Below are 26,600 nucleotides of genomic sequence, written 5' to 3' on the forward strand. Positions count from 1 at the left end.
TCGCCCCTTCGGGGCACCGCCAATCCTAAAGTTCCCATGGAGGGACATACGTCCCGTACGCCATGTACGGGACGTACGGGAGGGGAAGCGGCGGCTCAGCGCATCCAGGCCGGCTCCAGCGCCCGCAGTTCGTCGCGGTGCGCCCGTACGGCCTGGAAGAAGGCGTCCGGGTCGCGCTCGAACAGCTCCGACAGTGTGGCGTAGAGGCTGTACGCCTCGGCGGTCAGCTCGTACGAGCACCGTTCGGCCAGGCAGCGCCACCAGTCAGGGGACGCGGCTACCAGATCGCTGCCGCACTGGGGACAGGAAAGGCTCCCGGCATGCTGTTCCCGCACCCGTAGCATCGCCACCATCCTCCCGGTCCCCGCACCATCTGTTGTCCGCACTTGTTGCACGACATGTGGTCCTCCTGGGGGTGCGACGGACATGCGTGTGGCCCCCGTGACGGCACGGAGGCCATTGTCCGCGCCCCGGCCCGCACGTGCCAGGGGCAGGTCGCCCGGATGGCGGCATCACGCCAGGGTCATACCAGGGTCATACGAGGCCCGGGGCGTCGGCGTTCTTGACGGCGGAGACGAAGGAGGACCAGGCGGCGGCGGGGAAGACGATCGCCGGGCCGTGGGGGTCTTTGCTGTCGCGGACGGGGACGATGCCGGGGAGGTTGTCGACGACCTCTACGCAGTCGCCGCCGGAGCTGTTGCTGTAACTGCTCTTGCGCCAGACGGCGGCGCTCAAGTCAATGTGGCTGCTTGCCATTTCGGTAATCCTCTGCCGCTGCCTCGATCATCGTCAGGGACGCCACAGGCGGCAGTGCGGTGGCCCTGAGCAGATCGTACGACTTGCGGTACTCCTCCACGAGGGCCGGATCGTCGAGAGTGACGCCGCTGTGCTGCGACTCCAAGTAGACCAGTGGCGGGGCGTCGGAGAAGGTCATGATCTTTGTCAGGCCCACCATCATGAGGGGATACGGTCCGCAGTTCCACGGAATGATCTGTGGAACGATCCGTCGGCGCCTCGCCAGCTCCGCAATGTGGTCGAGCTGATCGGCCATCTCCGCCGGAGGGAGGATGGGGCAGCGCCATACATATTCGGGCAGGATCGCCCAGTACATGGGGGTCTTGTGATCCTTCTCGAAGAGGGCGGATCGTGCCGTTCGGGCATCGGCCGCCTCCTCTACTTCCGCGTCGAGCTTCAGCGGATACTCGGCCCGCACGACTGCCTGCGCGTACGCCGGGGTCTGCAACAGGCCAGGGATGAGGGTGGGGCACCAGTCCTCGATGGTCTTCGCGCGCTGCTCCGCCTCCAGGATGTGCTCGAAGTAGGCGGCGTGGCCCCTCCGCTTCGCCTTCCGCGCGTCCTCGCAGCACCGCCCGAAGAATCCGTCCGTCTTCAGCACCTTGTCCACGTGCTCGGCCAGATCCGCCGGCATCCGCCGCTCGCCCCGCTCGATCTCGCTGAGGTGGCTCAGGCCGTAGAAGCTGCCCTCCACCAACTGCTGGAGCGTGAGGCCCGCTTGCTCCCGCTTCCAGCGCAACTCCTTGCCGTAGAAGCAAGGGACGCTCTCCGACCCATCGATGTCCTTGCGCCGCACCATGGCTCACCGCCGTTCCACAACCGCCTTGCCCCGTTCCGCACTCCGCGGCCGGGAGCTCGAATCCCTTTCACGCTACGTGGCGTCACGTCACTCTGTGAGTGGTTCACTGCAATGCGTAAAGGAAGGCGTAGCGCTCATGGCCGTTCACCACCCCACCCCTGGCAACGCACACGACAGCGCCGAAGAGCTGCGTACCGCGCTGAAGGAGCACGGCATCACGCTGCCGTCGCTGGGAGTCGATCTGACGAGCTTCGCGGGCAGTTACGCTCCGCTCGTCGCCCTCGGTAACTGCAACGCCGCCACCGCCCGCAAGCTCGCCGAGGTGCTCCGTAAGGCGGCGGCCGCCGCATGACCGGCATTGCCCGAACGGTCCTTGAAACCCTGCTGCGTTGGCTGTTCCCCGCGAGGGGCGGTCATCGGGCGGCCGGGGCCGGCGTCCTCTCCGCCACCGCCTGGCGTGAGGAGGGTCCGCCGAGGCGGCGCCTGGTGTACGTGCAGCGGGTGCCGACCGGGCTGCTCCTGTCGCGGGGCGAGGACAGCCGTCTCGTCCGGCCGTATGTCGCCGCCATGGACGTAATGAATGCAATGGATGCCATGGACGTGTGGCAGAGCCCTGCGGATCAGGACGCCCGGCGGCGGGAACTGGAGGAACGGGTCCGAAGGCTCAACGGGTGGTCGTCCGGCGGGGGCGGGCGCCGCTGAGCCCGTGATCAGTGTGCGGACTCGCCGGGCGTCATCTCGTCGACCCATCGTTGGGCTGTGGCGAGGTTGGGCGCCGTCCCGGCCGGGGTGAAGGTGAAGCCGTCCACTCCTCCAGCGCGCGGGGCTCGTCGGGGCGGAGGTGGCTGCCGCCGCCGTACAGCGGGCGGTGACGCCGGTAGACGTTTCTCGTAGGGCGACAGCGGGTCGTCCGGGTCGACGCGCGGGGTCGCACGGGAGGGCTGGTTCGGCGGCCCAGGCCGGGAGTGTTTGCCCATGGCCGCAATGGTGTCAGTCCGCGATGGTGGGCAGTTGAAAGACCCAGGCTTTCTTTTCCGGGCCCGTAGGTCGTCGACCGTGGCGACTGGGAGCCATGACGACCACACCACCGACTACGAGTCGGACTGAGCTGATGGCCTCCACCGCCCTGGTCGTCACCGCGCTGGAAGACGTCACCGCGGACTGGGGCATCGCCGCGTTGAACGCACTTGCGTACGGCGAGCCGGGAGGTGGAGCTGGGGGAGGTGACGGCGGTGTACTACCGCCGTCCCACCCCCTACGCCGCCCGTTTCGGACATCTGCCCGCGCAGCAGCGCGACTTCGCCGCCGCCGAGGCGAGGCGCGGACTCGGCGGCATCCTGAACGCCCTCCACGGCGTGCTGTACGTCAACCATCCGTACGCCGTGCCCCAAGCCGATTTCAAGCCCGTCCAGCTCCAGCGGTTCGCCGAGGTCGGTCTTCAGATCCCACCGACCCTGGTGGCCAATGACGTCCAGGCCGCGCGGAAGTTCGCCGCCGATCACGAGCACATCATCTACAAGACGTTCCGCGGCCTGCCGCGCAGCGAGGACGGGCACATCGGAGCGATCTGGGCCCAACGCGTCGAACCCGACGACTTCGACGGCTCCGTTGCGGTAACCGCGCACCTGTTCCAAGCCGAGATACCCAAGACCGGCGACGTACGGGTCACCGTGGTCGGCCGCCGTGTCTTCGCCTTCGCCCTCACCGGTGACGGGGATGCCCCGGAGCACTGGACCGCGATCGAGTGCAACCCTAACGGGCAATGGGGCTGGCTCCCGGACGCACAGGCCATCACCAATGCGTTCGCCGACATCCTGAGCAGGAAGGAAACGGCAGGACATGACCGTGCCCGTTGACCTTGAGGCCGACGCAGCGCGGCTGCGCCAGACGATGACGAAGACCCTCACCGCAGACGGCGTCCTCGCCGATCCGGCTTGGCAGGCGGCTGCTGTGGGCTGATGCCGATCTCCGCGAAGGGCACACGCTGCTGGAGATCGGCACGGGGACGGGCTACTCGACCGCCCTCGCGTGCGAACGGCTCGGCTCCGCCGACGTCACGTCGATCGAGGTCGACCCCTACCGGCTGGAGACGGCCGCGAGCGCGCTGCACGGCTGCGGGTACACGCCGACCCTGGCGGTGGCGGACGGGCTGTACGGGTACTGGCCCGAGGCGCCCTTCGACCGGATTGTGGCCGCCTGCTCCTTCCGTGCCGTGCCTCCGGGCCTCCTCGCGCAAGCCCGGCCGGGAGGAAAGATTCTGCTCACTCTCTCGGGCTGGCTCTACGGCTATGCGCGCGTGCTGCTGACCGTTGCCGAGGACGGCACCGCCGGGGGACCCCTGCTGCCCGGCACCGTGTCGTTCATGTCGGCCCGGACGCATGCGGCGCCGGCGTTCGGCAACCCCGCCCACTGGGCAGCGGGCCTGCCGGAGAAGCCGCGTACAGCCAGGCACACCCCGGAGCGGATCACGGCCGCGAGCGAGGAAGCCTTCCACTCGCGGTTCCTCGCCCAGTGCGCGGTGCCTGGTGCGCAGGTGGTCACCGGCAGCGAGGCCGTGCACCTGGTAGATGTCGTTACTGGCTCGGTCTCCACCCTCTTGCTCGAGGAGGGCAGTTGGGCCGTACGTGAGGGCGGCCCGGTGAGGCTGTGGGAACGCGTCGAGTGTGTTCTGGACGCCTATGACGCCGCCGGTCGTCCGGAGCCGGGGACATTCACCCTGCACGTGGACGACAGCGGGCAGTACCTGCGGCACCCGCGAATGCCCGGCCTGGTACTGCCCCGCCCCTGATGGGCTCGTTCATTTCCCTCACCAAGCAGTGCTGTACAGAACTGGAGCGCCTCACGCATGCACGACACATGGAAGACCGTTGAGCGGCTTGTCGAGTGGCTTGATGCGGAGAGTGGAGTTTCGCCCGAGGTGGCGCGTTTGCTGCGGGTGCTCAAGATCAGCGAGGAGGCGGGTGAGGTCGCCGAGGCCGTGCATGGCGTGATGGGGTCCAATCCGCGTAAGGGCAACAGTCATACGTGGGACGACGTGCGGGCGGAGCTCTGCGACGTGATCCTGACGGGCATGGTCGCGCTGAAGACGATCAGCCCGGATGCCGAGAAGGTGTTTGCCGAGCGTCTTGACCGTATTGCCGAGCGGTCTCTGGGCGGCTGACTTCGCCCCGCCCCGCCTCGTCAGCCGGCGCTTGCCAGGGACAGCTTTGCCGCGAAGCCGAGGAATGCCGCGCCGGCGCCTGCGGAGAGGCCGGCGGTCAGGCGTCGGCGGCGGCGGAAGGTTGCCGCCAGGAATGTGCCGCTGAAGATCAGGACCGAGAGGTACGTGAAGCTGAAGAGCTGGGCCCAGGCGCCCAGGGCCAGGAACGACAGGGCGGGGTGGGCGTAGGACGGGTCCACGAACTGGACGAAGAAGGAGATGAAGAAGAGGATCGCCTTGGGGTTGAGCAGGCTGACCACCAGGGCCCGGCGGAACGGCCGCTCGGCGGGCTTCCCCTTCGGGGCCTCGGCCGCGCCGTTCGCCGCCGCGCTGTTCTCCGCCGCACCGTTGGTCGCCGCGCTGTTCGCCGTTGTGCCGTTCGTCGGCTCGGGCGTGCGGGTGGCCGCCCGGCTACGCCACAGTGTCCGGGCGCCGCGCAGCATGCCGATCGCGAGCCAGGTCAGATAGCCGGCACCGGCGAATTTGACGAGGGTGAAGAGCAGCGGGGTGGTCTGGAGGAGCGAGGCGACGCCGCCCGCCGAGAGCGTCATCAGCGCCGCGTCACCGCACAGCACACCGGCCGCCGCGCGGTACGCCACCCGGGGTCCGCGCCGGGCCGCCACCGAGACGACGTACAGCGAGTTCGGGCCCGGCAGCAGAATGATCAGGGCCAGTCCCACCAGATACGTGGGCAGATCCGTTATCCCCAGCATGAGCGGCAGGATTCCATCCTCGGCCGGTCCGTTCCCTGGCGTTTCGGGATACGGACTTGCACCTCACGTGGCGTGAGGACACATCGTGGAGGGCGTACCGAGAAGGGAGCGGACGGAAATGAGCTATTCGGTAGGACAGGTCGCGGCTCTCGCCGGGGTGACGGTGCGTACCTTGCACCATTACGACGAGATCGGGCTGTTGCAGCCCGGTGAACGCAGCCATGCGGGGCACCGGCGTTACAGCGACGACGATCTGGACCGGTTGCAGCAGATTCTGTTCTACCGGGAGCTCGGCTTTCCGCTCGAGGAGGTCGCGGCCCTGCTCGACGACCCGGACGTGGACCCGCAGGAGCACCTGCGGCGGCAGCACGAGCTGCTGACCGGCCGGATCGCGAAGTTGGAGAGGATGGCCGAGGCCGTCGAACATGCCATGGAGGCACGGAAAATGGGCATTCGGCTCACGGCTGAGGAGAAGTTCGAGGTCTTCGGGGAGCACGACCCCGAGCAGTACGAGGACGAGGTCCGGGAGCGCTGGGGCGACACCGACGCGTACCGGGAGTCGCAGCGCAGGACCGCCTCGTACACCAAGGAGGACTGGCTGCGGATCCAGGCCGAGGCGGAGGAGATCAACGGCGGGTTCGTCGCCCTGATGGAGGCCGGGTCCGCCGCGGACTCGGAGGCGGCGATGGAGCTGGCGGAGCGGCACCGGCAGCACATCTGCGGGAACTTCTACGAGTGCGGTTATGAGCTGCACACGTGTCTCGGCGAGATGTACGTCGCGGACGAGCGCTTCACCGCCACCTACGACAAGATCAAGCCCGGCCTGGCCGGCTACCTGAAGGAGGCGATCCTCGCCAACGCGGCGCGGCACGTGTAGGGGGACGCTGCCCGGTAAGCCGGTGAGGGCGTCGTGGTACGGGGGATGGCTCCGCGGTCCCGGGTCCGGTCTTGCGACCGTGGGTCAGGACCGCGGGGCCAGTACCACCGCGGTGCCGTACGCGCATACCTCGGTGCCGACGTCCGCGGCTTCCGTGACGTCGAAGCGGAACATCAGCACCGCGTTGGCACCGCGCGAGCGGGCCTGGTCCACCAGTCGTTCCATCGCCTGGTTACGGGTCTGGACGAGGGTCTTGGTCAGCCCTCGCAGCTCGCCGCCGACCAGTGACTTCAGGCCCGCGCCGATCTGGCTGCCGAGGTGCCGGGAGCGGACGGTCAGGCCGAAGACCTCGCCGATCACTTTCTGCACGTAGAAGCCGGGTACGTCGTTCGTCGTCACGACGAGGACGTCGGAGCTCTCGTGCTGTCCGCCGCCGTACTCCTCGATGCCCACGGGGTTGCACCTCCTTGTGAGGCCGGGTGCCGCGTCGTGTCCCTTGTGGGGACGCCTTGCGTCCCCTTGTGGCCAGCATCACCCGGTTCGGGGAGTACGGCCAGCGGTCGGGGAGCGGTCGGGTGGTGGCCCGGGGACCGGTTGGAACCGAACGGGGGCATCCGGCGTTGATAGTTTTGGGCCGCAACCGCGCCTGCACCCCTTTCGTGACCCTCGTGACCCCCGTGCGCATGATCCGGCCGCACGATCCGGCGCCCTCGACCCAGGAGCCTTCACCCCGTGAATACTCTCGCGCTCGGCCCCCAGTGGCTGACCCAGTTGCTGGACGCGAACTACTGGATCACGACCTTCGGCCTGATCGGCGTGGTGCTCGTCGTCTTCGCGGAGTCCGGACTGCTGATCGGCTTCTTCCTGCCGGGTGACTCGCTGCTGTTCACCACCGGCCTGCTGGTGACGGCGGGCAAGATCGACAAGCCGCTGTGGCTGGTGTGCACCCTGGTGGTGCTGGCCGCCATCGTGGGCGATCAGGTCGGCTATCTCTTCGGCCGCAAGGTCGGCCCGTCGCTCTTCAAGCGGCCCGATTCGCGGCTGTTCAAGCAGGAGAACGTCGAGAAGGCCCAGGTCTTCTTCGACAAGCACGGCCCGAAGTCGCTGATCCTGGCCCGGTTCGTGCCGATCGTGCGGACGTTCACGCCGATCATCGCGGGCGTGAGCCGGATGAACTACCGCTCCTTCATCACCTTCAACGTCGTCGGCGGTCTGCTGTGGGGCGCGGGGGTCACGCTGCTGGGCGCCGCGCTGGGCAACATCGAGTTCGTCCACAAGAACATCGAGTTCATCCTCGTGGGGATCGTGGTGATCTCCGTGGTGCCGGTCGTCATCGAGTACCTGCGGGCCCGCGGCAAGGCGAAGAAGGCGGGTCCGGCGGCCGCGGCGGGGGCCCCCGCCCCCGCCCAGGAGCCCGTACGGCGCGGGCGCCACGCCAAGCGCTGACGCCGCGCCGGGACAGGCGCTGACGCCCGCGCCGGGCCGACGGTCCGCCGTGGGCGGGGCCGGTGGGGGCCCGTGGGGGCCGGAGTGAGTGGTCGCGGGAGCCCGGGGAAGGTGTGCCCCGGGTGCGCACGGTGTTGCGGCATCGGGCATCGTGTGTGTGAACCACCCTCAGGAGGCCCTCGAAGAGCAGGAGCGACAACCCGTGGCGTCGGATCCGCATGCACCGGAGTCGGGTGGCGGGCCGGAGGACCGTAAGCCGTCTTCGGACGAGGCGCACTCGGCCTTCACCCCGCCGCTCGGTGTCCCCTGCCCGCCGCTTCCCGAGGACGAGCACCCGACCTCCGAGTTCGCCCTCCCCGCTGGTGTGCGCCCGGAGGCGCCGGCCGAGGAGGAGGGTTCCGCGTTCGTGCCGCCCGGCAGCACCACGGGACAGACCCCGCTGCCGGCGCCCGTCGGTGCCACGGCCATGAGCACGGCGTTCACCCCGCCGCACGGCATACCGGCCATCCGCCTGACCAAGGAAGCCCCGTGGCAGGACCGGATGCGGACGATGCTGCGGATGCCGGTGGGGGAGCGGCCGGTGCCCGAGCGGCGGGCGGCCGAGGAGGAGGAGACCGGCCCGGCCGTGCCGCGGGTGCTCGACCTGACGCTCCGCATCGGCGAGATCCTGCTGGCCGGCGGCGAGGGCGCGGAGGACGTCGAGGCCGCGATGTTCGGGGTCGCGCACGCCTACGGGCTGGAGCGGGTCGAGCCGACGGCCACCTTCACCCTGCTGTCGATCTCGTACCAGCCGTCGCTGATCGACGACCCGGTCACGGCCAGCCGGACGGTGCGGCGCCGCGGTGCCGACTACACCCGGCTGTCCGCGGTCTTCCGGCTCATCGACGAGATCGCCACCGAGGGCATCACCCTCGAAGAGGCCTACCGCGGCCTCGCCGCGATCCGGCGGAACCGCCACCCCTACCCGAGCTGGGCGCTGACGCTGGCCTCCGGGCTGCTCTCCGGCGCCGCGTCGATGCTGGTCGGCGGCGGGCTGCCGGTGTTCATCGCGGCCGCGGTGGGCTCGATCCTCGGCGACCGGCTGGCGTGGCTGGCGTCCGGGCGGGGGCTGCCGGAGTTCTACCAGTTCGTGGTCGCCGCGATGCCGCCCGCGGCGGTCGGTATCGCCCTCGCCGCGGCGCACGCCGAGGTGCAGGCGTCCGCGGTGATCACCGGTGGGCTGTTCGCGCTGATCCCGGGGCGGGCGCTGGTCGCCGGGGTGCACGACGGGCTGACGGGCTACTACATCACCGCCGCCGCCCGGCTGCTGGAGGTCGGCTACCTCATCGTCGGCATCGTCGTCGGCGTGCTCAGCGTGCTCTACATCGGGCTGCGGCTGAATCCCGACCTCAAGGGCAAGGGGCTCAGCCCGGAGCAGGCGCTGCCGTCGTACAACGAGCCGCTGGTGCAGATCACCGCCGCCATGCTGCTGGCGCTGGCGTTCTGTGTGCTGCTTCAGCAGGAACGTCACACCGTGGCATTCGCGACGCTGAACGGCGGGGTGGCCTGGGTGGTGTACGGGGCCCTGGCCAACGTCGTCGGCCTCAACCCGGTGCCGTCCACCGCCATCGCGGCCGGACTGGTCGGCCTCTTCGGCCAGTTGCTCTCCCGGTACCGCTACGCGTCGGCGCTGCCGTACGTCACCGCCGCGATCGGCCCGCTGCTGCCCGGTAGCGCCACCTACTTCGGCCTGCTCAACTTCGCCCAGGGGCACTTGCCGCAGGGCCTCGCGTCCCTGGTGACGGCCGCCTCGCTGGCGCTGGCCATCGCGGTCGGGGTCAACCTCGGTGCCGAGGTCGCGCGGCTGTTCCTGCACGCGCCCGTGGGGGAGGGCGCCCGGCGCGCGGCGAAGCGCACGCGCGGGTTCTAGCTGCCCGCGGGACCCGCGGGACCTGCGGGACCCCTGGGCCCCGGATGCACGACGGGCGGCACCTGACTGGGTGCCGCCCGTTCGCGTACGAAAATCAGCGCGTCATTCAGCGTGTCGATCAGTGCGCCGGTGCGCGCTTCAGACCGTCAGAGACCTCTTCGAGGTCAGAGGTCAGTGACCGCCCTGCGCCTCGAAGCGCTTGTACGAGTGCTCGATCTCGGCCTCGGCGTCCGTGCGGCCGACCCAGTTGGCGCCCTCGACGGACTTACCGGGCTCCAGGTCCTTGTAGACCTCGAAGAAGTGCTGGATCTCCAGGCGGTCGAACTCCGACACGTGGTGGATGTCGCGGAGGTGCTCCACCCGCGGGTCGGACGCCGGGACACACAGCAGCTTGTCGTCGCCGCCGGCCTCGTCGGTCATCCGGAACATGCCGATGGCGCGGCACTTGATGAGACAGCCGGGGAACGTCGGCTCGTCGAGGATGACCAGCGCGTCCAGCGGGTCGCCGTCCTCGCCCAGGGTGTTCTCCACGAAGCCGTAGTCGGCCGGGTAGCTGGTCGAGGTGAAGAGTCGACGGTCCAGGCGGATCCGACCGGTCTCGTGGTCGACCTCGTACTTGTTCCGCGACCCCTTCGGGATCTCGATGGTGACGTCGAACTCCACGGGTGGCTCCTCCATGATCAGCACATAGTTCTGGTGATTAAGTGTCCCTCACGCAGGTGTGTGGTCGCGAAAGGGGCTGGTCCGAGGTGCCGGAGACCGGAAAGTGGCAGGTCAGATGGCAGTCGGTGCACCGATCCGCGCGGACGGCGACGCATGCGGCGGGGCGCACCGCCCGTACGGCGGCCGCCTCGGCACGGCAGGCCTGGCGGGCCGCACCGCGTCACACCCGGCAGACCTGGCGGCTGACGGTGGTCTCCGCGGCCACCGGCCTGGCGGTGGCGCTCGTCGCGGTGGCGGCGGCCGGCCCGTGGGACTCCGGCCAGCGTAGGGCGGAACGGGCGGCAGCGGCGGTGATGGACGGCGCCAGTGGCGAGCATCACGCCGCGGATCCCGGGAGTGGGCCCAGCGCCCCGCCCGTGCTGCCCGCGCTCGGCGGGCGGGCAGCCGGTGCCGGGGGCCGGGGTGCGGCGCCCGCCCCCACCGCTGCGGGGCTGGCCGACGCCCTCGAACCGCTCCTGAAGGACCCGGCGCTGGGGCCGGTGCGCACCGCCTCGGTCATCGACGTCGCGGCCGGCCGGGAGATCTTCGGCGCCGGCCAGGGCACCGCCGTCACCCCGGCCTCCACGGTCAAGCTCGCCACCGGCGTCGCCGCGCTCGCCGCCCGCGGCCCCGACCACCGCATCGAGACCACCGTCGTCATGGCCGGTGCGGACCGCCTCGTGCTCGTCGGCGGCGGGGACCCGACGCTCACCGCGCGCGCCCCGAAGCGGAGCGGCGAGGAGCAGCCCGCGAGCCTGCGTGCCCTGGCCGACGACACCGCCCGCGCGCTGGCCCGGCGCCACGTCGGCCGGATCAGCCTCGGCTACGACACCTCCGCGTACTCGGGCCCGGTGGAGCACTCCATCGGCCCGAACGAGAACATCGCCCCGGTCACCGCCCTGATGGTCGACGAGGCCCGCCTCGACGGCAGCGAGCACGGGACCGCGCCCCGCGAGTCCGATCCGGCCCGCGCCGCGGCCGCGACCTTCGCCGAGCTGCTCGGCGAGCGCGGCATCACGGTGGACGGCGCCCCCGCCCCGGCCTCGGCGCCGAAGGGCGCCGGTGAGCGGATCGCGGTCGTCCGCTCGCTCCCCGTCTCCTCCCTCGTGGAGCGGATGCTCACCTACTCCGACAACGACATCGCCGAGGCGCTGGCCCGCCAGACCGCGCTCGCCGCACGTCAGCCGGCCAGCTTCGCCGGCGCGGCCAGGGCCGTGCGCACCGCCCTCGAACGCCTCCGGCTGCCGCTGACCGGCGCGGTCTTCGCCGACGGCAGCGGCCTGGACCGCAAGGACAAGGTCTCCGCCGCGCTCCTCTCCCGCCTCCTGCTGGAGGCCGCGGCGCCCGGCCGCCCTGCGCTGCGTCCGGTGGTCACCGGGCTCCCGGTGGCCGCCTTCACCGGCACGCTCAGCCGCCGCTACGCGGGCGAGAGCGCCGGCGCCGGCACCGTACGCGCCAAGACGGGCACGCTCACCGGTGTGAACACGCTGGCCGGCACCGTCGTCGACGCCGACGGCCGCCTCCTGGCCTTCTCGTTCATGACCTCGGGGACGGAGGGCGCGGAGGGCGCGCAGGAGGCCCTGGACAAGCTGGCCTCCGCCGTGGCGAACTGCGGCTGCCGGTAGCTCTTCTCCGTACGGGCAGCGGACCACTCCCTCCACCCCCACTCAGGGTTTTTTCCTCCCACTCCCGGGAGGGGCCGCTCCGCAGGACGCCAGTCCGGAGGCGCGGCCCCGCACCCGACCCACCCACGCCCGCCGCAGGCGCAACGGCGAAACGGAAGGTACGGCGCCGCAGACGACAACGTGGGAAGCAAGCCAAGCGCAGCGACTACGCAGCGACTACGTGGGCGGCTGTTCCCGGGCGGGGCGCCCACGTACCGTGAAGCCATGACGAGCATCGGTGGGACCGAGATGGTCGACTGGAATCTCGCGGTCGCGACCGCGACGCGGTTCGTGCGGCCGGGGCCGGAGGTGAGCCGGGACGAGGCGCGGGCGATCGTCGCCGAGCTGCGGCGGCACGCCAAGTCGTCCGAGGAGCACGTGCGCGCGTTCACGCGGATGGCGCAGCCCGGTGCGACGGGTGAGGAGCGGCCCGGTGCGACGGGCGGCGGTCCGCCGGAGGGCGCACCGCACGACACACCGGTCCTGGTCGTGGACCGGCCCGGCTGGATCAGGGCCAATGTCGCCGGGTTCCGGGCGGTGCTCAAGCCGCTGCTGGCCAAGATGGAGGACCGGCGCGCGGCGGTGCCCGGGGGCGCGGTGCTCGGCGCGGTCGGCGGCAAGGTGACCGGCGTGGAGCTGGGGATGCTGCTGTCGTTCCTGGCGTCGCGGGTGCTGGGCCAGTACGAGACCTTCGCCCCGCCGTCCCGGGACCTGCCGGCCGGGGCACAGGGCGGGCGGCTGCTGCTGGTGGCGCCGAATATCGTCCACGTCGAGCGCGAGCTGGAGGTGGCGCCGCACGACTTCCGGCTGTGGGTGTGCCTGCACGAGGAGACCCACCGGACCCAGTTCACGGCCGTGCCCTGGCTGCGGGACCACGTCGAGGGGGAGATCCAGTCGTTCCTCGCGGAGACCGACATCGATCCGGGGACGCTCCTGGAGCGGCTGCGGGAGGCCGCCCAGTCGCTGGCCGGGGCGAAGCCCGAGGGGGAGGAGGGCGAGGACGGCAGCCGGTCGATCGTGGATCTGGTGCAGACGCCGGCGCAGCGGGAGATCCTCGGGCGGCTGACGGCGGTGATGTCCCTGCTGGAGGGGCACGCCGACTACGTGATGGACGGCGTGGGTCCGGATGTCGTGCCGTCGGTCGCGGAGATCCGGGAGAAGTTCCAGAAGCGCCGGGCCAGCGGTGCCGGACGGCTCGACCTGGCGCTGCGTAAACTGCTCGGGCTGGACGCCAAGCTGCGGCAGTACCGCGACGGCGAGCGGTTCGTCCGGTCCGTCGTCGAGGAGGTGGGCATGGACGGCTTCAACCGGGTGTGGACGTCGCCGAACACTCTCCCCACCAAACAAGAGATCGCCAAACCGGCGGACTGGATCGCGCGGGTGCACCGCAAAGCGGACGGGGCACCGTAGGGGAACGTCGTGAGCTGGGCACGCCGCACGGCAGAAGAGCGCCCCTTCATTCACCCGTCTGAGGGACCGTTGTCGATGGATAGGCGTGCAATGCTCGGGGAACCGCTCGCCTCTGTCACCATCTAGGCACTCTGTGTGACGACGGGCCTCACCGGCCCGAGGCTCCCAGCTGAACGATTGGAAACGGACATGGGTCCCCATCCAGCGGTCGCCGCGATACGCCTGGCGGTCCGCCGCGTACTCCACGACGTGCTCAACCACCACTGCGCACAGGACCGGCACGAGCCCCCGCTCGTGCTCGCCGCGTGCTCCGGCGGCGCCGATTCGATGGCGCTCGCCTCCGCTCTCGCGTTCGAGGCCCCCAAGCTGGGCGTCCGGGCCGGGGGCGTCACCGTCGACCACGGGCTTCAGGAGGGCTCCGACCTCCGTGCCGCCGAGGTCGCCCTGCGACTGCGGGCCCTGCGGCTCGACCCCGTAGAGGTCGTGTCCGTCAGCGTGGGCCGCGCCGGAGGGCCCGAGGCCGCCGCCCGGGACGCCCGCTACGCCGCTCTGGACGCGGCCGCCGAGCGCCATGGCGCCGCCGCCGTCCTCCTCGGCCACACCCGCGACGACCAGGCCGAAACGGTGCTCCTCGGCCTCGCCCGCGGCTCCGGCACCCGCTCGCTGTCCGGGATGGCCGCGAGCAGCGGACCGAGCGGCCGCTACCGCCGGCCCTTCCTGGACCTGGACCGCCAGACCGCCCGCAAGGCCTGCCTGATCCAGTCGCTGCCCGTCTGGGACGACCCCCACAACTCCGATCCCGCGTACACCCGCTCCCGGCTGCGCCACGAGGGGCTGCCCGCCCTGGAGAAGGCGCTCGGCAAGGGCGTCGTCGAGGCGCTGGCCCGCACGGCCCAGCTCTCCCGGGACGACGCCGACGCGCTCGACGCCTGGGCCGTCGCGGCCGAGGGAACGGTTCTGGACGACGCCGGCACCCTCGACGTCGCCGGCCTGTTCGCCCTGCCGTCCGCCGTGCGCCGCCGGGTGCTGCGCCGGGCGGTCATCGCCGCCGGTTCACCGCCCGGTTCGCTCTTCGCCCGCCACATCGAGGAAGTGGACCGGCTGATCACGGCCTGGCGCGGCCAGGGGGCCATCAATCTCCCCGGGCGCGTCGGGGTACGCCGCCAGGGTGGCAGACTTGTCATCCGGCAGGGCTGAGCCGCAGACGCTGCCGTGCATCTGAAGTCTCACGACTGACGTGGACCACGACCGACGTGAACACCGACTGACGTGAACACCGAACCGAGCGAGAGTGGCACGGGTGGACGACAAGGACATGGGCGCCGACCTTCAGTCGGTCCTCATCACCAAAGAAGAGATCGACGCGAAGCTGGCCGAGCTGGCCGCGAAGATCGACGCGGAGTACGCGGGCAAGGACCTGCTCATCGTCGGTGTCCTCAAGGGCGCGGTGATGGTGATGGCGGACCTGGCGCGCGCGCTGTCCACCCCCGTCACGATGGACTGGATGGCCGTGTCCTCCTACGGCGCGGGCACCCAGTCCTCCGGTGTGGTCCGCATCCTCAAGGACCTGGACACCGACATCAAGGGCAAGCACGTCCTGATCGTCGAGGACATCATCGACTCCGGCCTGACGCTGTCGTGGCTGCTGTCGAACCTCGGCTCGCGCGAGCCGGCCTCGCTGGAGGTGTGCACGCTGCTGCGCAAGCCGGACGCGGCCAAGGTCGCCATCGACGTGAAGTGGATCGGCTTCGACATCCCCAACGAGTTCGTCGTGGGCTACGGCCTCGACTTCGCCGAGAAGTACCGCAACCTCCCCTTCGTCGGCACCCTCGCGCCCCAGGTCTACGGCGGCTGAGGGGGCCGGAGCGGACCGGCGGGAACCCTTCGGGGCTTCCCGCCGTTGGAGCAGGCGGAGGGGAATCCCGGCCGCATGTTCTCTCTCGGCGCAGGCGCCGGGTGACAATGCTGGGGTACCGTCCGAAGGCAGTCTGCTTTCGGGCCAGTAATACACCGTACGCACGACCAGCCCTCCCGAGGGCGTTGTGCCTCACTGTGGCAGGAGGGACGGGGCCGCACACGGCTCCGTATGGATGGACGTGAAGCGATACTTCCGTGGGCCGGTTATGTGGATCGTGCTGGCCGTCCTCGCCGTGGTCGTGTTGATGCAGGTCGTCGGCTCGTCCGGCGGCTATAAGACGGTGGACACCGGTCAGGTCGTCAAGGCGATCTCTGAGAACCAGGTGAAGTCCGCCGAGCTGACGACCGGCGACGAGAACAAGATCAAGATCGAGCTGTCCGGCTCGCACAAGATCGAGGGCTCGAACAAGATCCAGGCGAGCTACATCGGCGACCAGGGCGTCGATCTGGCGAAGAGCCTGCAGGCCAAGTACGAGACCGACAAGATCAAGGACGGCTACACCGTCTCCCCGGAGAAGCAGAACCCGTTCATCGGGATGCTGATCTCCCTGGTGCCGTTCGTCCTCATCGTGGTCGTCTTCCTGTTCCTGATGAACCAGGCGCAGGGCGGCGGCTCCCGGGTGATGAACTTCGGCAAGTCGAAGGCGAAGCTGATCACCAAGGACACCCCCAAGACGACCTTCGCGGACGTCGCCGGGTCGGACGAGGCCGTCGAGGAGCTCCAGGAGATCAAGGAGTTCCTCCAGGAGCCGGCGAAGTTCCAGGCCGTCGGCGCCAAGATCCCCAAGGGTGTGCTGCTGTACGGCCCGCCCGGAACGGGCAAGACCCTGCTCGCGCGCGCCGTCGCCGGTGAGGCGGGCGTCCCGTTCTACTCGATCTCCGGCTCCGACTTCGTCGAGATGTTCGTCGGTGTCGGCGCCTCCCGTGTCCGTGACCTGTTCGAGCAGGCCAAGGCGAACGCCCCGGCGATCGTCTTCGTCGACGAGATCGACGCGGTCGGCCGGCACCGTGGTGCGGGCCTGGGCGGCGGCCACGACGAGCGTGAGCAGACCCTCAACCAGCTGCTGGTCGAGATGGACGGCTTCGACGTCAAGGGCGGCGTGATCCTGATCGCCGCGACGAACCGCCCGGACATCCTCGACCCGGCGCTGCTGCGCCCCGGCCGCTTCGACCGGCAGATCGCCGTCGACCGTCCGGACCTGCAGGGCCGGCTGGAGATCCTCAAGGTCCACCAGAAGGGCAAGCCGGTCGCGCCGGACGTCGACCTCTCGGCCGTCGCCAAGCGCACCCCCGGCTTCACCGGTGCCGATCTGTCGAACGTCCTGAACGAGGCCGCGCTGCTCACGGCCCGCAGCGACGAGAAGCTGATCGACAACAAGTTCCTGGACGAGGCGATCGACCGCGTCGTGGCCGGCCCGCAGAAGCGGACCCGGATCATGTCCGAGAAGGAGAAGAAGATCACCGCGTACCACGAGGGCGGACACGCCCTGGTCGCGGCGGCCTCCCCGAACTCCGACCCGGTCCACAAGATCACCATCCTGTCCCGTGGCCGGGCCCTGGGCTACACCATGGTCCTGCCGGACGAGGACAAGTACTCCACCACCCGCAACGAGATGCTGGACCAGCTGGCGTACATGCTGGGCGGCCGCGCGGCGGAGGAGCTGGTCTTCCACGACCCGACCACCGGCGCCGCGAACGACATCGAGAAGGCGACGGCCACGGCCCGCGCGATGGTCACGCAGTACGGCATGACCGAGCGGCTCGGCGCGATCAAGTTCGGCTCCGACAACTCCGAGCCCTTCCTGGGCCGCGAGATGAGTCACCAGCGCGACTACTCGGAAGAGGTCGCCGCACTGGTCGACGAGGAGGTCAAGAAGCTGATCGAGACCGCGCACAACGAGGCGTGGGAGATCCTGGTCGAGAACCGCGACATCCTCGACAACCTCGTGCTGGAGCTCCTGGAGAAGGAGACCCTCGGCAAGGAGGAGATCGCCGAGCTGTTCAAGCACGTGGTCCGGCGCCCGGCCCGCCCGGCGTGGACCGGCTCGTCGCGCCGTACGCCCTCCAGCCGCCCGCCGGTGCTGTCGCCGAGGGAGCTGGCTCCGGCCAACGGCTCCGTGACGACGGCGACCACCGCCGTCTCCACGGAGAAGGCGGCTCCGGAGAAGGTCGTCACGGAGAAGGCGCAGGCCCCCGAGGAGCCGCGCACGGAGAGCTGACCCGGCCGGGCCCGGGCGGAAGCCGGCCCCGCCGGCCCGCGCCCGGCCCCCGGAATACATGCCGCGCCCCCCAGGTTTAGCCTGGGGGGCGCGGCATTCCGCGATTCCACCGCGATACCGCGCGGGCGCAGAAGGAACGAGGCACCAGATGACCGACCCTGTGACGCTGGCCGTCGACGGCCCGATCGGCGAGTTCGACGAGAAGCGCGCCGAGAACGCGGTCCGCGAGCTGCTGATCGCGGTGGGCGAGGACCCGGACCGCGAGGGCCTGCTGGAGACGCCGGCGCGGGTGGCGCGGGCTTACAAGGAGATCTTCGCCGGCCTGTGGCAGAAGCCGGAGGACGTGCTGACGACCACCTTCGACCTGGGCCACGACGAGATGGTGCTGGTCAAGGACATCGAGCTGGTCTCCAGCTGTGAGCACCACCTGGTGCCGTTCGTCGGCGTGGCGCACGTCGGCTACATCCCGTCCGTCGACGGGAAGATCACCGGGCTGTCCAAGCTGGCCCGGCTGGTCGATGTGTTCGCCCGCCGCCCGCAGGTCCAGGAGCGGCTGACCACGCAGATCGCGGACTCCCTGATGGAGATCCTGGAGCCGCGCGGCGTGATCGTCGTCATCGAGTGCGAGCACATGTGCATGACCATGCGGGGCGTCCGGAAGCCCGGTGCCAAGACCACGACCTCGGCCGTCCGCGGCCAGCTGCGGGACGCGGCGACGCGGGCCGAGGCGATGAGCCTGATACTGGCGCGCTGACGACCGGCCCCGGCGGCGCGCGGACAGCCGACAGCCGCGGGCAGACAGTCGACAGCCGCGGGCAGACAGCGGGCGGACAGTCGAAAGCCGCGGCGGGAATCCCGCCGCGGCGCAACATTGCCGGTCCCGGCCCGTCAGGCCGCCGGCCGGCTCGTTCAGACCGTCAGGCGGTCCCCCAGCCACTGCAGGGCCGCCGGGATCTCGCGGCGCCAGGTGTTGAAGTTGTGGCCGCCGCTGTCGAGGATGATCGACGAGATCTTGGTGGGGGACTTGGTCTGCTCGATGAAGCGCAGCGTGTTCTTGTAGTTGCTCTCGCCCTGCTTGCTGCTGGTGACCAGCAGGTTCACCGCGGGAGCGGGCAGGTTGCGCTGGCGCCAGAGCAGGTCGTTCTCGCGCTCCAGCTGCTTGCTGCCGCCGAAGAGGTCGCCGGTGGTGGCGTCGCGCGGGGCCTTGTAGTCGCCGGACAGGGAGACCGCGGTGGAGAACGCCTCGGGGTGGCGCATGGTCAGCTTCAGTGCGCAGTAGCCGCCTGTGGAGTCACCCATGACGCCCCAGCTCTTGGACTCCTTCCCTATTCGGTAGTGCCCGGAGATATCGGCGCGCAGGTCCTTGGTGAAGAACGTCTCGGTCTGCTCCGCGTTCGGTATGTCCATGCACTCGGTGTCACGGGGCGGAGCGACGGTCGGGCGCATCATCACCAGCACGGTCGGCTTCATCTTGCCCTCTTTGAGCAGCCCGTGCTGGGTCTGCGGGAAGTGCAGCTTCTTGTACAGCGCCTCGGCCGTTCCGGGGTATCCGGTGAGGACCACCGACGCCGGGAATTCCTTGTCCGCGTACTCCTTCTGGAAGTACTGCGGCGGCAGATAGACATATGCCGGGCTGGAGATCTTGGAACGCTCGCCGTGGACCATCACCTTGTCGATCCGGCCCGCCACCGCCGGCTGGGCCCCGTTCTCGACGCTGATCCGCTGGGTGCCCAGCATCTGCAGCTTGGTGCCGTTCGGGCCGGACTTGTAGTTCTTCACCACGCCCGGCTCCTGCTCCTGGCCGAAGAGGTCGGCCCAGGAGGCGTAGAACCCGAAGGAGAGGTTCGCGGCCAGCCCCACCGCGGCGAAGATCGAGAGCTGGGTCGCCAGCAGCAGGCCGACGCGCCCGAGAACGGCGCGCCAGCTCTTCTTGGACAGGCGTGGCCAGAGCCAAATCGTCAGAACGAACAGTGCCACCGCGACGAGGACGGCAAGAAGCAGCACTTTCTTGCTGGTCAGACCCATGAGGTGCTTTCTTCCGGGCGGCCGGCTCACCCGGACCGCAAGTGGAACCCCGAGCCCTGAAACGCCGTCATACAGGGCGCAAAAAGTCCAGACGCTGCGACAAGGCTCGCACGTTCTCTCGACCGGGGCGACGGGAAAGTGATGTCTGACAGGCTAGATGGCGGAAAGTCGGAGAAGGTTGCGTGGCGTCCGCCACGCTGGCTCCGCGGCCCGCGCCCCGAGCGGGTACCGGGTCTCGTCGGTACGGCCGGTGTGCTCGTCGGCCTGCTCAACCTGGTCGCCGGGGTGTTCCCGCGGTTCCGGCACAGCCGGGTGCACGCCCTCGCCGAGGTGCTGCCGGGCGCGGTCAGCCCGCTGGCGGCCGCCGCCTCCCTCGTCGTCGGCATCCTGCTGCTCCTGCTCGCCCACGGCCTCAAACGGCGCAAGCGGCGGGCCTGGACGGCGGCCGTGGCGCTGCTGCCCGTCGGTCTCGCCGCTCAGCTGCTGCACCGCCACTCCGTGGTGGGCGCGGTGCTCTCGCTCGCGCTGCTGGTGTTCCTGGTGTGGCACCGCAAGGAGTTCGCCGCCCTGCCCGACCCGCGGAGCCGCTGGAAGGCCGTGGCCAACTTCGTCGTCCTGGGCGGCGCGAGCTTCGCCATCGGCATGGTGATCGTCAGCTCCCACCCCCACAAGATCATCGGCTCGCCGTCCTTCATGGACCGCGCCGAGCATGTGCTGTGGGGTCTGTTCGGCTTCGAGGGCCCGGTCGGCTACACCCACCACGTCGACTACACCGTCGGCTACTCCCTCGGTGCGCTGGGCCTGCTGACCGTCGCCACCACCGCGTACCTCGCCTTCCGCCCCGAGCACCCGGCGGCCCGGCTGACCGACGACGACGAGCGGCGGCTGCGCGAGCTGCTCGACCGGCACGGCGACCGGGACTCCCTCGGCTACTTCGCGCTCCGCCGTGACAAGGGCGTGGTCTTCTCCCCGTCCGGCAAGGCCGCGGTCTGCTACCGGGTGATCTCCGGTGTGATGCTCGCCAGCGGCGATCCGATCGGCGACGTCGAGGCCTGGCCGGGCGCGATCGAGCGGTTCATGGAGGAGGCCCGGGCGCACTCCTGGACGCCGGCCGTCACCGGCTGCAGCGAGACCGGAGGCCAGGTGTGGACCCGGGAGACCGGGATGGACGCCCTGGAGCTCGGCGACGAGGCGATCGTGGACGTCGCCGACTTCACCCTCACCGGGCGCGCGATGCGCAACGTACGGCAGATGGTCAAGCGCATCGAGCGCAACGGCTACACCACCAGGGTGCGGCGGGTGCGCGACCTGGAGCCGGCCGAGCTGGAGCGGATCCAGCGGGCCGCGGACGCCTGGCGGGACACCGACACCGAGCGCGGCTTCTCCATGGCGCTGGGCCGGATCGACGCGGTGGCCGACGGCGACGCGGTGATCGCCACCGCGCATCTGCCGGCCACCGAGGGCGAGGAGCCCGGCCCGTACGGGGACCTCAAGGCGATGCAGCACTTCGTCCCGTGGGGCGACAGCGGCATCTCCCTGGAGCTGATGCGCCGCGACCGCAGCGCCGACCCCGGTATGAACGAGCTGCTGATCGTCGCCACGCTGCAGGCCGCGCCCGATCTCCGGATCAAGCAGGTGTCGCTGAACTTCGCGGTGTTCCGCTCCTCCCTGGAGCGCGGCGAGAAGCTCGGCGCGGGGCCGGTCATCCGGGTCTGGCGGGGCATGCTGATCTTCCTGTCCCGTTGGTACCAGATCGAGTCGCTCTACAAGTTCAACGACAAGTTCCGGCCGCGCTGGGAGCCCCGCTTCGTGGTCTTCCGCAACAGCCGCGACATCCCGCGCATCGGCCTGGCGGCGCTGCAGGCCGAGGGCTACCTGGAGCTGCGCCTGCCGCGCTTCCTGAGGGGCGGGCGGGCCGCCGAACCGCGGCCGTGCGCGCACACGGCGCACCCGGCGGAGCCGGTACGGGCCGCCGGCGCGGTCGAGCGGACGGCTTAGGGCCTTTCCGAACGGGGCCCATCCAAACGGGTCCCCATGGGGCAGGGCCGGGCCCGTCGGACGGACCCCGGGCCGGCCCGTCCCCGCACGCGAAGGCGGCAATCCGGCCGGTCGGCACACGGCCTACGCTGGTCCCATGAGTACCTTGCGTGGCCGGGTGGCCGGACTGCCGGACTGGGACCGCTGCGCGGTGATGGGCGTCGTGAATGTGACGCCCGATTCGTTCTCCGACGGCGGGGAGTGGTTCGACACCGAACTCGCCGTCAAACACGGTCTCGACCTGGTGGCCCAGGGCGCCGATCTGGTCGACGTGGGCGGCGAGTCGACCCGGCCGGGCGCGGCGCGGGTGGACGAGGCCGAGGAGCTGCGCCGGGTCATCCCCGTCGTACGGGAGCTGGCCGCGGCGGGCGCCCTGGTCTCCGTCGACACCATGCGCGCGTCCGTCGCCGAGCAGGCGGTACGGGCCGGGGCGCGGCTGGTCAACGACGTCAGCGGGGGCGCCGCCGACCCGGCGATGGTGCCGGTGGTGGCCGCCCACCAGGTCCCGTTCGTGGTGATGCACTGGCGCGGCCAGTCGATCGACATGAACAACCGCGCCGTCTACGGGGACGTGGTCACGGAGGTGCTGGACGAACTCCGGCAGTCCATGGAGCGCGCCGTGGCCGGCGGCGTGGGCCCGGACCGCATCATCATCGATCCGGGCCTCGGCTTCGCCAAGGAGGCCGGGCACGACCTCGCGCTGGTCGCCGGCCTGGCGCGGCTGCGGGCGCTGGGCCGGCCGCTGCTGGTGGCCGCTTCGAGGAAACGGTTCCTGGGCAGGGTGCTGGCGGGCGGTGCGGAAACCGCCCCGCCGCCGGCCCGGGAGCGGGACGCCGCGACGGCGGCGGTATCGGCGATCGTGGCGCGAGAGGGGGCCTGGGCGGTGCGGGTGCACGAGGTCAGGGCGAGCGCGGACGCGGTACGGGTGGCCCGTGCCGTGGAGGAGGCGGCGGCATCGGCCGTTACCGCTGGGACGAGCGGGATGAGCGGGACGGGCGCGTCCGGCGGGCCGGGCGGGCCGGCGGCGAACGCGACGGGAACGGTGTGAGCGGGTTGGGCCCACGGACGGACATCGAGCTGGTCGAGCAGGCGAACGCGACCCTGTACGAGACCATCGAGCGCGGCGATCACGAGGCGCTGTCCGAGCTGTGGCTGGACGGTCAGGTGAGCGTGGTCCACCCCGGGTGGCCGGTGTTGCGCGGGCGCGGCGAGGTGCTCCGCTCGTACGCCCTGATCATGGCGAACACCGAGTACATCCAGTTCTTCCTCACCGACGTGGAGATCGACGTCATGGGCGACACCGCCCTGGTGACCTGCACCGAGAACATCCTCAGCGGCGGCCCCGCGGAGGACGACGGCTCGGTGGGGCCGCTGATCGGCCAGCTCGTCGTCGCGACCAATGTCTTCCGGCGCACGGAGGACGGCTGGCGGGTGTGGGCGCACCACGGGTCGCCGGTGCTGGCGGACCGGGAGGACGAGGCGGAGGAGAACGGGGGAGACGGGGAGGACGAGGGCGCCTTCTGAACCTCTGGTGAACGCTCCGGCACCCCGCTCGTGAACACTCCGGTACCGGCGCCCGGTGTCTCACGATGCGGGCGCGGGCGGGGTGTGAGCCTTGCCATGGCGGCCGGCCCTTGCGCTCATGGTGGCGGCCGCGCAGCGCGTCAGTGGCGGACGTCAGCCATCTGGACGACGGCGCACCCGTTCGAGCCAAGTGGGGCACGGGTAGGGGTGGCGCGGGGGAAGAGGGGTAAGAGGCCGCGCGGACGATCTCCCGGCCCGTGCGGGTGAGTCGTGCCTAGCAGCAGGGTGGGGTCTTGTCCATAGCCCCCGTGAGCGAGGGCTGTCGGTGCTCGAAGGTAGATTCGATGACGGGGTGGGGTTGCCGGACCGCTCCGGTGCCTGCCCGGAACCGACGAACAGTGGCGCCAGAGGTGCCGTGGACCAGTGGGAGTGATTCGCGTGGATCGTGTCGCGCTGCGTGGCCTGAAGGCCCGGGGCCACCACGGGGTGTTCCCCCGGGAGCGCGAGGAAGGCCAGACCTTCATCGTGGACCTCGTCCTCGGTCTGGACACCCGCCAGGCGGCAGCCTCCGACGATCTCGCGAAGACCGTGCACTACGGCATCGTGGCCGAGGAGGTGGTGGCCGTCGTGGAGGGCGAGCCCGTCGACCTCATCGAGACCCTGGCGGAGCGCATCGCCGACCAGTGCCTCAAGCACGAGGGCGTACAGGAAGTGGAGGTGGTGGTGCACAAACCGGATGCGCCGATCACCGTCCCCTTCGACGACGTGACCATCACCATCACTCGGAGTCGAGTACATGAACACCAGCAGTGACCCGACCGTACAGCCGGTGCCCGCCTCCGTCGTGGAGCAGGTGGACGCCGCCGATGTGACGCTCTCCAACCCCAAACGAGCCGTGCTCTCCCTCGGCAGCAACCTCGGCAACCGCCTGGAGACCCTCCAGGGTGCCGTCGACGCGCTGGAGGACACCCCTGGTCTGCGGGTCAAGGCGGTCTCCCCGGTGTACGAGACCGAGCCCTGGGGCGTGGCGCCGGGCACCCAGCCGTCGTACTTCAACGCCGTGGTGCTGATCAAGACGACGCTGCCGCCGGGCTCCCTCCTGGAGCGCGGGCACGCGATCGAGGAGGCCTTCGAGCGGGTCCGTGACGAGCGCTGGGGGCCGCGCACCATCGACGTCGACATCGTGGCCTATCAGGACGTGGTCTCCGAGGACCCGCTGCTGACGCTGCCGCATCCGCGCGCCCATGAGCGGGCGTTCGTGCTGGCGCCCTGGTACGACGTCGACCCGGAGGCTGAGGTTCCGGGGCGCGGTGCGGTCGCCGAGCTGCTCGCGGCGGTCGGCCGTGACGGTGTCGTGCCGCGGGCGGACCTGGAACTGCGACTGCCCGAGTAGCCGTTAGGGTTGCGGGTCCCATGGGTGTACCTGTGAGGCGTACCGGTACGGAAAATGGTCGTGACGGCACAGGGTCATGACGGTGTGAGAGGCGATCGCTCGGTGAGGCAGCTACACATCAAGGTGCTGGTCGGGCTGTTTCTGGCGGCCGGGGTGCTGGCCTGGGGCGGCGCCCGGCTGTGGGACTCCTACGGCTCCCTGCCCAGCGTGCCGGTGGCCGCGCCGATCGTGCTGGCGCTGATCGCCGCCGTGCTGGCCGGCACGGCCGTCTCGCTCCGGTCGCGGCTGCGCGCCCAGCGCGAGCGCCGGCCCGGCGCCAAGGGCGTCGATCCGCTGATGGCCGCCCGTGCCGTGGTCTTCGGGCAGGCGAGCGCCCTGGTGGCGGCGCTGGTCTCCGGGCTGTACGGCGGTGTCGGCGTCTTTCTGCTGAGCGCCGGGCTCGAGGTCGAGCCGCGCCGGGACCAGGTGATCCACGCCGGTCTGTCGGTGCTCGCCGGTGTGGCCGTGGTGGCCGCGGCGGTCTTCCTGGAGCGGGTGTGCAAGCTGCCGGACGACGAGGACCGGGGCGGCGCCGACGCGGCGCTCTGACCCCGCGCGCGGATATCCGGCGCTCCGGCCCCGGCGCGCCGACCTCGGTGGTCTGACCCCGGCGCTCTGACCCAGGCGCTACGGGAGCGCCGACGCCGCGCGGCGCCGTGCCCTAGGGCCTGTCCGATGGGTCGCCGCGGGCCCACGCGGACCCATCGGACAGGCCCTAGCGGCTGGAGCGGCGCAGCGCGGTGTGCAGCCCGGCGGGCGTCAGCACACCCAGGTGGCGGTCGCCGTCCCGGACGGCGATCCAGCCCGCGTCATGCTGGAGCATCGTGCTGAGTGCCTGCTTGAGCGGGGCCCCGAGCGGCAGCCAGGCGGCCATCTGCCGGGCGTGCTCCCGGACGGTGCCGCTCCCCGGAGTGGCACCGTCCGGGAGCGCACCCGTGAGCGCCCCGGCCGTCACCCACCCGTACGGTGCCCCGTCGGCGTCCAGCACGACCGCCCACGGTGCCTCGTCGGCGGTCAGCCGGTCGGCGGCGCGGGCCGCGGAGTCGTCGAGCCGGACGACCGGGGGCTGCTCGAGGTCGCCGGGCCCGACGGGGGTGACGGCGAGCCGCTTGAGGTCCCGGTCGGCGCCGACGAACTGGGCGGTGTACGGGGTCGCGGGGGCGCCCAGGACCGTCGCCGGGGTGTCGAACTGCTCGATGCGTCCCGCCCCGTAGACCGCGATCCGGTCGCCGAGCCGGACCGCCTCCTCGATGTCGTGGGTGACGAAGAGGACCGTCTTGTGCAGTGTGGACTGCAGCCGCAGGAACTCGTTCTGCAGATGCTCGCGGACGACCGGATCGACCGCGCCGAACGGTTCGTCCATCAGCAGGACGGGCGGGTCGGCGGCGAGCGCGCGGGCCACGCCGACGCGCTGGCGCTGGCCGCCGGAGAGCTGGTCGGGGTAGCGGTCGCCGTACGTCGCCGGGTCCAGGCCGACCAGGTCGAGGAGCTCCGCGGCGCGGGCCCTGGCCTGTTTGCGGGGGCGGCCGAGGAGGTGCGGGACGGTGGCGGTGTTGTCCAGGACGGTTTTGTGGGGGAAGAGTCCGGTCTGCTGGATGACGTAGCCGATGCGGCGCCGCAGCTGGACGGGGTCGACGGTGGATATGTCCTCGCCGTCGAGGAAGATCCGCCCGCCGGTGGGCTCGATGAGCCGGTTGACCATCTTCATCGTCGTGGTCTTGCCGCAGCCCGAGGGTCCGACGAGCGTGACGAGTTCCCCCTTCGCGACCTCGAAGGTGAGGTCGTCCACGGCGGTGGTGCCGTCGGCGTAGCGCTTGGTGACGTGCTCGAAGCGGATCATTCTTCCCTCAGGTGTGGATGGATGGCCCGTTGGGGCGGCCCGTTGCCGGCCGCCCATGGTGGCCGGGAAGTGGCGAACATCGCGAATTTCGT

The 26,600-nt window shown here is 70.8% G+C and carries 27 protein-coding genes and 1 pseudogene; 20 read left to right on the forward strand and 8 right to left on the reverse strand.

Annotation, left to right across the window (positions count from 1 at the left end; genetic code table 11):
• Positions 1–95: 95 nt before the first annotated feature.
• From AZE13_RS20205 to AZE13_RS20215, 3 genes are all read right to left on the reverse strand, one after another.
• The gene (locus AZE13_RS20205; protein ID WP_147264689.1) at positions 96–353 is read right to left on the reverse strand and encodes a hypothetical protein; all 258 of its coding nucleotides are present in this window, start codon (positions 351–353) and stop codon (positions 96–98) included.
• Between the two features lie 181 nt (positions 354–534).
• Positions 535–756, reverse strand: a complete 222-nt coding sequence (locus AZE13_RS20210) for a DUF397 domain-containing protein (RefSeq protein WP_066933641.1) — start codon at positions 754–756, stop codon at positions 535–537.
• Positions 737–1,594: a helix-turn-helix domain-containing protein gene (locus AZE13_RS20215; RefSeq protein WP_066933645.1), complete on the reverse strand. Its 858-nt coding sequence runs from the start codon at positions 1,592–1,594 to the stop codon at positions 737–739. The genes AZE13_RS20210 and AZE13_RS20215 overlap by 20 nt, the downstream gene beginning before the upstream one ends.
• Positions 1,595–1,730: 136 nt before the next feature.
• On the opposite strand from AZE13_RS20215, the gene AZE13_RS20220 reads away from it, so the two are divergent.
• From AZE13_RS20220 to AZE13_RS20245, 5 genes and pseudogenes are all read left to right on the forward strand, one after another.
• A complete protein-coding gene (locus AZE13_RS20220) occupies positions 1,731–1,946 on the forward strand; it encodes a hypothetical protein (protein WP_066933648.1) in 216 nt (71 codons plus the stop codon).
• The gene (locus tag AZE13_RS20225) at positions 1,943–2,296 is read left to right on the forward strand and encodes a hypothetical protein (RefSeq protein ID WP_066933650.1); all 354 of its coding nucleotides are present in this window, start codon (positions 1,943–1,945) and stop codon (positions 2,294–2,296) included. The genes AZE13_RS20220 and AZE13_RS20225 overlap by 4 nt, the downstream gene beginning before the upstream one ends.
• A gap of 485 nt (positions 2,297–2,781) precedes the next feature.
• Positions 2,782–3,450 (forward strand): hypothetical protein, encoded by a 669-nt coding sequence (locus AZE13_RS20235; RefSeq protein WP_258527889.1) that lies wholly within the window; start codon positions 2,782–2,784, stop codon positions 3,448–3,450.
• 92 nt (positions 3,451–3,542) lie between these two features.
• A pseudogene (locus AZE13_RS20240) lies at positions 3,543–4,382 on the forward strand (methyltransferase domain-containing protein); the annotation flags it as partial.
• Between the two features lie 57 nt (positions 4,383–4,439).
• Positions 4,440–4,754: a MazG-like family protein gene (locus AZE13_RS20245; RefSeq protein ID WP_066933653.1), complete on the forward strand. Its 315-nt coding sequence runs from the start codon at positions 4,440–4,442 to the stop codon at positions 4,752–4,754.
• A gap of 20 nt (positions 4,755–4,774) precedes the next feature.
• Here the strand turns inward: AZE13_RS20245 and leuE are convergent, their stop codons facing one another.
• Positions 4,775–5,506 (reverse strand): leucine efflux protein LeuE, encoded by a 732-nt coding sequence (gene leuE / locus AZE13_RS20250; protein ID WP_066933657.1) that lies wholly within the window; start codon positions 5,504–5,506, stop codon positions 4,775–4,777.
• A gap of 118 nt (positions 5,507–5,624) precedes the next feature.
• On the opposite strand from leuE, the gene AZE13_RS20255 reads away from it, so the two are divergent.
• Positions 5,625–6,383, forward strand: coding sequence for a MerR family transcriptional regulator (locus AZE13_RS20255; protein WP_066933659.1), 759 nt, complete (start codon positions 5,625–5,627; stop codon positions 6,381–6,383).
• Between the two features lie 84 nt (positions 6,384–6,467).
• On the opposite strand, the gene AZE13_RS20260 is transcribed toward AZE13_RS20255, so the two are convergent.
• Positions 6,468–6,836 (reverse strand): YbjQ family protein, encoded by a 369-nt coding sequence (locus AZE13_RS20260; RefSeq protein WP_066933662.1) that lies wholly within the window; start codon positions 6,834–6,836, stop codon positions 6,468–6,470.
• A 279-nt stretch (positions 6,837–7,115) separates the two neighbouring features.
• Here AZE13_RS20260 and AZE13_RS20265 point away from each other — a divergent pair, with 279 nt between their 5' ends.
• Together AZE13_RS20265 and AZE13_RS20270 are read left to right on the forward strand one after the other, a co-directional pair.
• Positions 7,116–7,829, forward strand: coding sequence for a DedA family protein (locus AZE13_RS20265; RefSeq protein WP_066933665.1), 714 nt, complete (start codon positions 7,116–7,118; stop codon positions 7,827–7,829).
• 202 nt (positions 7,830–8,031) lie between these two features.
• A complete protein-coding gene (locus AZE13_RS20270; protein ID WP_066933668.1) occupies positions 8,032–9,738 on the forward strand; it encodes a threonine/serine exporter ThrE family protein in 1,707 nt (568 codons plus the stop codon).
• Between the two features lie 171 nt (positions 9,739–9,909).
• Here the strand turns inward: AZE13_RS20270 and AZE13_RS20275 are convergent, their stop codons facing one another.
• Positions 9,910–10,401: an inorganic diphosphatase gene (locus AZE13_RS20275; RefSeq protein ID WP_066933671.1), complete on the reverse strand. Its 492-nt coding sequence runs from the start codon at positions 10,399–10,401 to the stop codon at positions 9,910–9,912.
• An 86-nt stretch (positions 10,402–10,487) separates the two neighbouring features.
• On the opposite strand from AZE13_RS20275, the gene dacB reads away from it, so the two are divergent.
• The 6 genes from dacB (at position 10,488) to folE (ending at position 18,404) form a co-directional block, all read left to right on the forward strand.
• Complete coding sequence (dacB, locus tag AZE13_RS20280; RefSeq protein ID WP_066933674.1) at positions 10,488–12,065, forward strand: D-alanyl-D-alanine carboxypeptidase/D-alanyl-D-alanine-endopeptidase; 1,578 nt, start codon at positions 10,488–10,490, stop codon at positions 12,063–12,065.
• A gap of 264 nt (positions 12,066–12,329) precedes the next feature.
• Positions 12,330–13,514 (forward strand): zinc-dependent metalloprotease, encoded by a 1,185-nt coding sequence (locus AZE13_RS20285; protein WP_066933677.1) that lies wholly within the window; start codon positions 12,330–12,332, stop codon positions 13,512–13,514.
• 189 nt (positions 13,515–13,703) lie between these two features.
• Entirely contained in the window at positions 13,704–14,711 is a 1,008-nt protein-coding gene (gene tilS / locus AZE13_RS20290; protein ID WP_066933679.1) for a tRNA lysidine(34) synthetase TilS, read from the forward strand.
• Between the two features lie 118 nt (positions 14,712–14,829).
• Positions 14,830–15,369: a hypoxanthine phosphoribosyltransferase gene (gene hpt / locus AZE13_RS20295; RefSeq protein ID WP_066933977.1), complete on the forward strand. Its 540-nt coding sequence runs from the start codon at positions 14,830–14,832 to the stop codon at positions 15,367–15,369.
• Positions 15,370–15,604: 235 nt separating this feature from the next.
• On the forward strand, positions 15,605–17,650 hold the full coding sequence (ftsH, locus tag AZE13_RS20300; RefSeq protein ID WP_066933682.1) for an ATP-dependent zinc metalloprotease FtsH: 2,046 nt from the start codon (positions 15,605–15,607) through the stop codon (positions 17,648–17,650).
• Positions 17,651–17,798: 148 nt separating this feature from the next.
• Entirely contained in the window at positions 17,799–18,404 is a 606-nt protein-coding gene (folE, locus tag AZE13_RS20305; RefSeq protein ID WP_066933685.1) for a GTP cyclohydrolase I FolE, read from the forward strand.
• Positions 18,405–18,559: 155 nt separating this feature from the next.
• Here the strand turns inward: folE and AZE13_RS20310 are convergent, their stop codons facing one another.
• On the reverse strand, positions 18,560–19,675 hold the full coding sequence (locus AZE13_RS20310) for an alpha/beta hydrolase (RefSeq protein ID WP_066933690.1): 1,116 nt from the start codon (positions 19,673–19,675) through the stop codon (positions 18,560–18,562).
• 141 nt (positions 19,676–19,816) lie between these two features.
• Here AZE13_RS20310 and AZE13_RS20315 point away from each other — a divergent pair, with 141 nt between their 5' ends.
• The 6 genes from AZE13_RS20315 to AZE13_RS20340 all read left to right on the forward strand — a co-directional run bounded on the left by AZE13_RS20315 (position 19,817) and on the right by AZE13_RS20340 (position 25,217).
• The gene (locus AZE13_RS20315) at positions 19,817–21,673 is read left to right on the forward strand and encodes a phosphatidylglycerol lysyltransferase domain-containing protein (RefSeq protein WP_066933693.1); all 1,857 of its coding nucleotides are present in this window, start codon (positions 19,817–19,819) and stop codon (positions 21,671–21,673) included.
• A 136-nt stretch (positions 21,674–21,809) separates the two neighbouring features.
• Positions 21,810–22,760: a dihydropteroate synthase gene (gene folP, locus AZE13_RS20320; protein WP_066933696.1), complete on the forward strand. Its 951-nt coding sequence runs from the start codon at positions 21,810–21,812 to the stop codon at positions 22,758–22,760.
• A gap of 5 nt (positions 22,761–22,765) precedes the next feature.
• Positions 22,766–23,236: a nuclear transport factor 2 family protein gene (locus tag AZE13_RS20325; RefSeq protein ID WP_066933700.1), complete on the forward strand. Its 471-nt coding sequence runs from the start codon at positions 22,766–22,768 to the stop codon at positions 23,234–23,236.
• A 438-nt stretch (positions 23,237–23,674) separates the two neighbouring features.
• Complete coding sequence (folB, locus tag AZE13_RS20330; RefSeq protein WP_066933703.1) at positions 23,675–24,049, forward strand: dihydroneopterin aldolase; 375 nt, start codon at positions 23,675–23,677, stop codon at positions 24,047–24,049.
• Positions 24,033–24,629, forward strand: a complete 597-nt coding sequence (gene folK, locus AZE13_RS20335; protein WP_066933706.1) for a 2-amino-4-hydroxy-6-hydroxymethyldihydropteridine diphosphokinase — start codon at positions 24,033–24,035, stop codon at positions 24,627–24,629. Before folB ends, folK begins: the two co-directional genes overlap by 17 nt.
• Before the next feature lie 102 nt (positions 24,630–24,731).
• Positions 24,732–25,217: a DUF3180 domain-containing protein gene (locus AZE13_RS20340; protein ID WP_066933980.1), complete on the forward strand. Its 486-nt coding sequence runs from the start codon at positions 24,732–24,734 to the stop codon at positions 25,215–25,217.
• A 166-nt stretch (positions 25,218–25,383) separates the two neighbouring features.
• On the opposite strand, the gene AZE13_RS20345 is transcribed toward AZE13_RS20340, so the two are convergent.
• The gene (locus AZE13_RS20345; RefSeq protein WP_066933709.1) at positions 25,384–26,508 is read right to left on the reverse strand and encodes an ABC transporter ATP-binding protein; all 1,125 of its coding nucleotides are present in this window, start codon (positions 26,506–26,508) and stop codon (positions 25,384–25,386) included.
• Positions 26,509–26,600: the final 92 nt, after the last annotated feature.

It is taken from the genome of Streptomyces sp. NBRC 110611 (assembly GCF_001590865.1).
Taxonomy (GTDB): Bacteria; Actinomycetota; Actinomycetes; order Streptomycetales; family Streptomycetaceae; genus Streptomyces.

Excerpts from the sequence above, each read along its gene's own strand:
- AZE13_RS20205 (WP_147264689.1), bottom strand. The coding sequence starts at position 353 with ATGGTGGCGATGCTACGGGTGCGGGAACAGCATGCCGGGAGCCTTTCC.
- AZE13_RS20210 (WP_066933641.1), bottom strand. The coding sequence starts at position 756 with ATGGCAAGCAGCCACATTGACTTGAGCGCCGCCGTCTGGCGCAAGAGC.
- AZE13_RS20215 (WP_066933645.1), bottom strand. The coding sequence starts at position 1,594 with ATGGTGCGGCGCAAGGACATCGATGGGTCGGAGAGCGTCCCTTGCTTC.
- AZE13_RS20220 (WP_066933648.1), top strand. The coding sequence starts at position 1,731 with ATGGCCGTTCACCACCCCACCCCTGGCAACGCACACGACAGCGCCGAA.
- AZE13_RS20225 (WP_066933650.1), top strand. The coding sequence starts at position 1,943 with ATGACCGGCATTGCCCGAACGGTCCTTGAAACCCTGCTGCGTTGGCTG.
- AZE13_RS20245 (WP_066933653.1), top strand. The coding sequence starts at position 4,440 with ATGCACGACACATGGAAGACCGTTGAGCGGCTTGTCGAGTGGCTTGAT.
- leuE (WP_066933657.1), bottom strand. The coding sequence starts at position 5,506 with ATGCTGGGGATAACGGATCTGCCCACGTATCTGGTGGGACTGGCCCTG.
- AZE13_RS20255 (WP_066933659.1), top strand. The coding sequence starts at position 5,625 with ATGAGCTATTCGGTAGGACAGGTCGCGGCTCTCGCCGGGGTGACGGTG.
- AZE13_RS20285 (WP_066933677.1), top strand. The coding sequence starts at position 12,330 with ATGACGAGCATCGGTGGGACCGAGATGGTCGACTGGAATCTCGCGGTC.
- tilS (WP_066933679.1), top strand. The coding sequence starts at position 13,704 with ATGGGTCCCCATCCAGCGGTCGCCGCGATACGCCTGGCGGTCCGCCGC.
- hpt (WP_066933977.1), top strand. The coding sequence starts at position 14,830 with ATGGGCGCCGACCTTCAGTCGGTCCTCATCACCAAAGAAGAGATCGAC.
- ftsH (WP_066933682.1), top strand. The coding sequence starts at position 15,605 with ATGGACGTGAAGCGATACTTCCGTGGGCCGGTTATGTGGATCGTGCTG.
- folE (WP_066933685.1), top strand. The coding sequence starts at position 17,799 with ATGACCGACCCTGTGACGCTGGCCGTCGACGGCCCGATCGGCGAGTTC.
- AZE13_RS20310 (WP_066933690.1), bottom strand. The coding sequence starts at position 19,675 with ATGGGTCTGACCAGCAAGAAAGTGCTGCTTCTTGCCGTCCTCGTCGCG.
- AZE13_RS20315 (WP_066933693.1), top strand. The coding sequence starts at position 19,817 with ATGTCTGACAGGCTAGATGGCGGAAAGTCGGAGAAGGTTGCGTGGCGT.
- folP (WP_066933696.1), top strand. The coding sequence starts at position 21,810 with ATGAGTACCTTGCGTGGCCGGGTGGCCGGACTGCCGGACTGGGACCGC.
- folK (WP_066933706.1), top strand. The coding sequence starts at position 24,033 with ATGAACACCAGCAGTGACCCGACCGTACAGCCGGTGCCCGCCTCCGTC.
- AZE13_RS20345 (WP_066933709.1), bottom strand. The coding sequence starts at position 26,508 with ATGATCCGCTTCGAGCACGTCACCAAGCGCTACGCCGACGGCACCACC.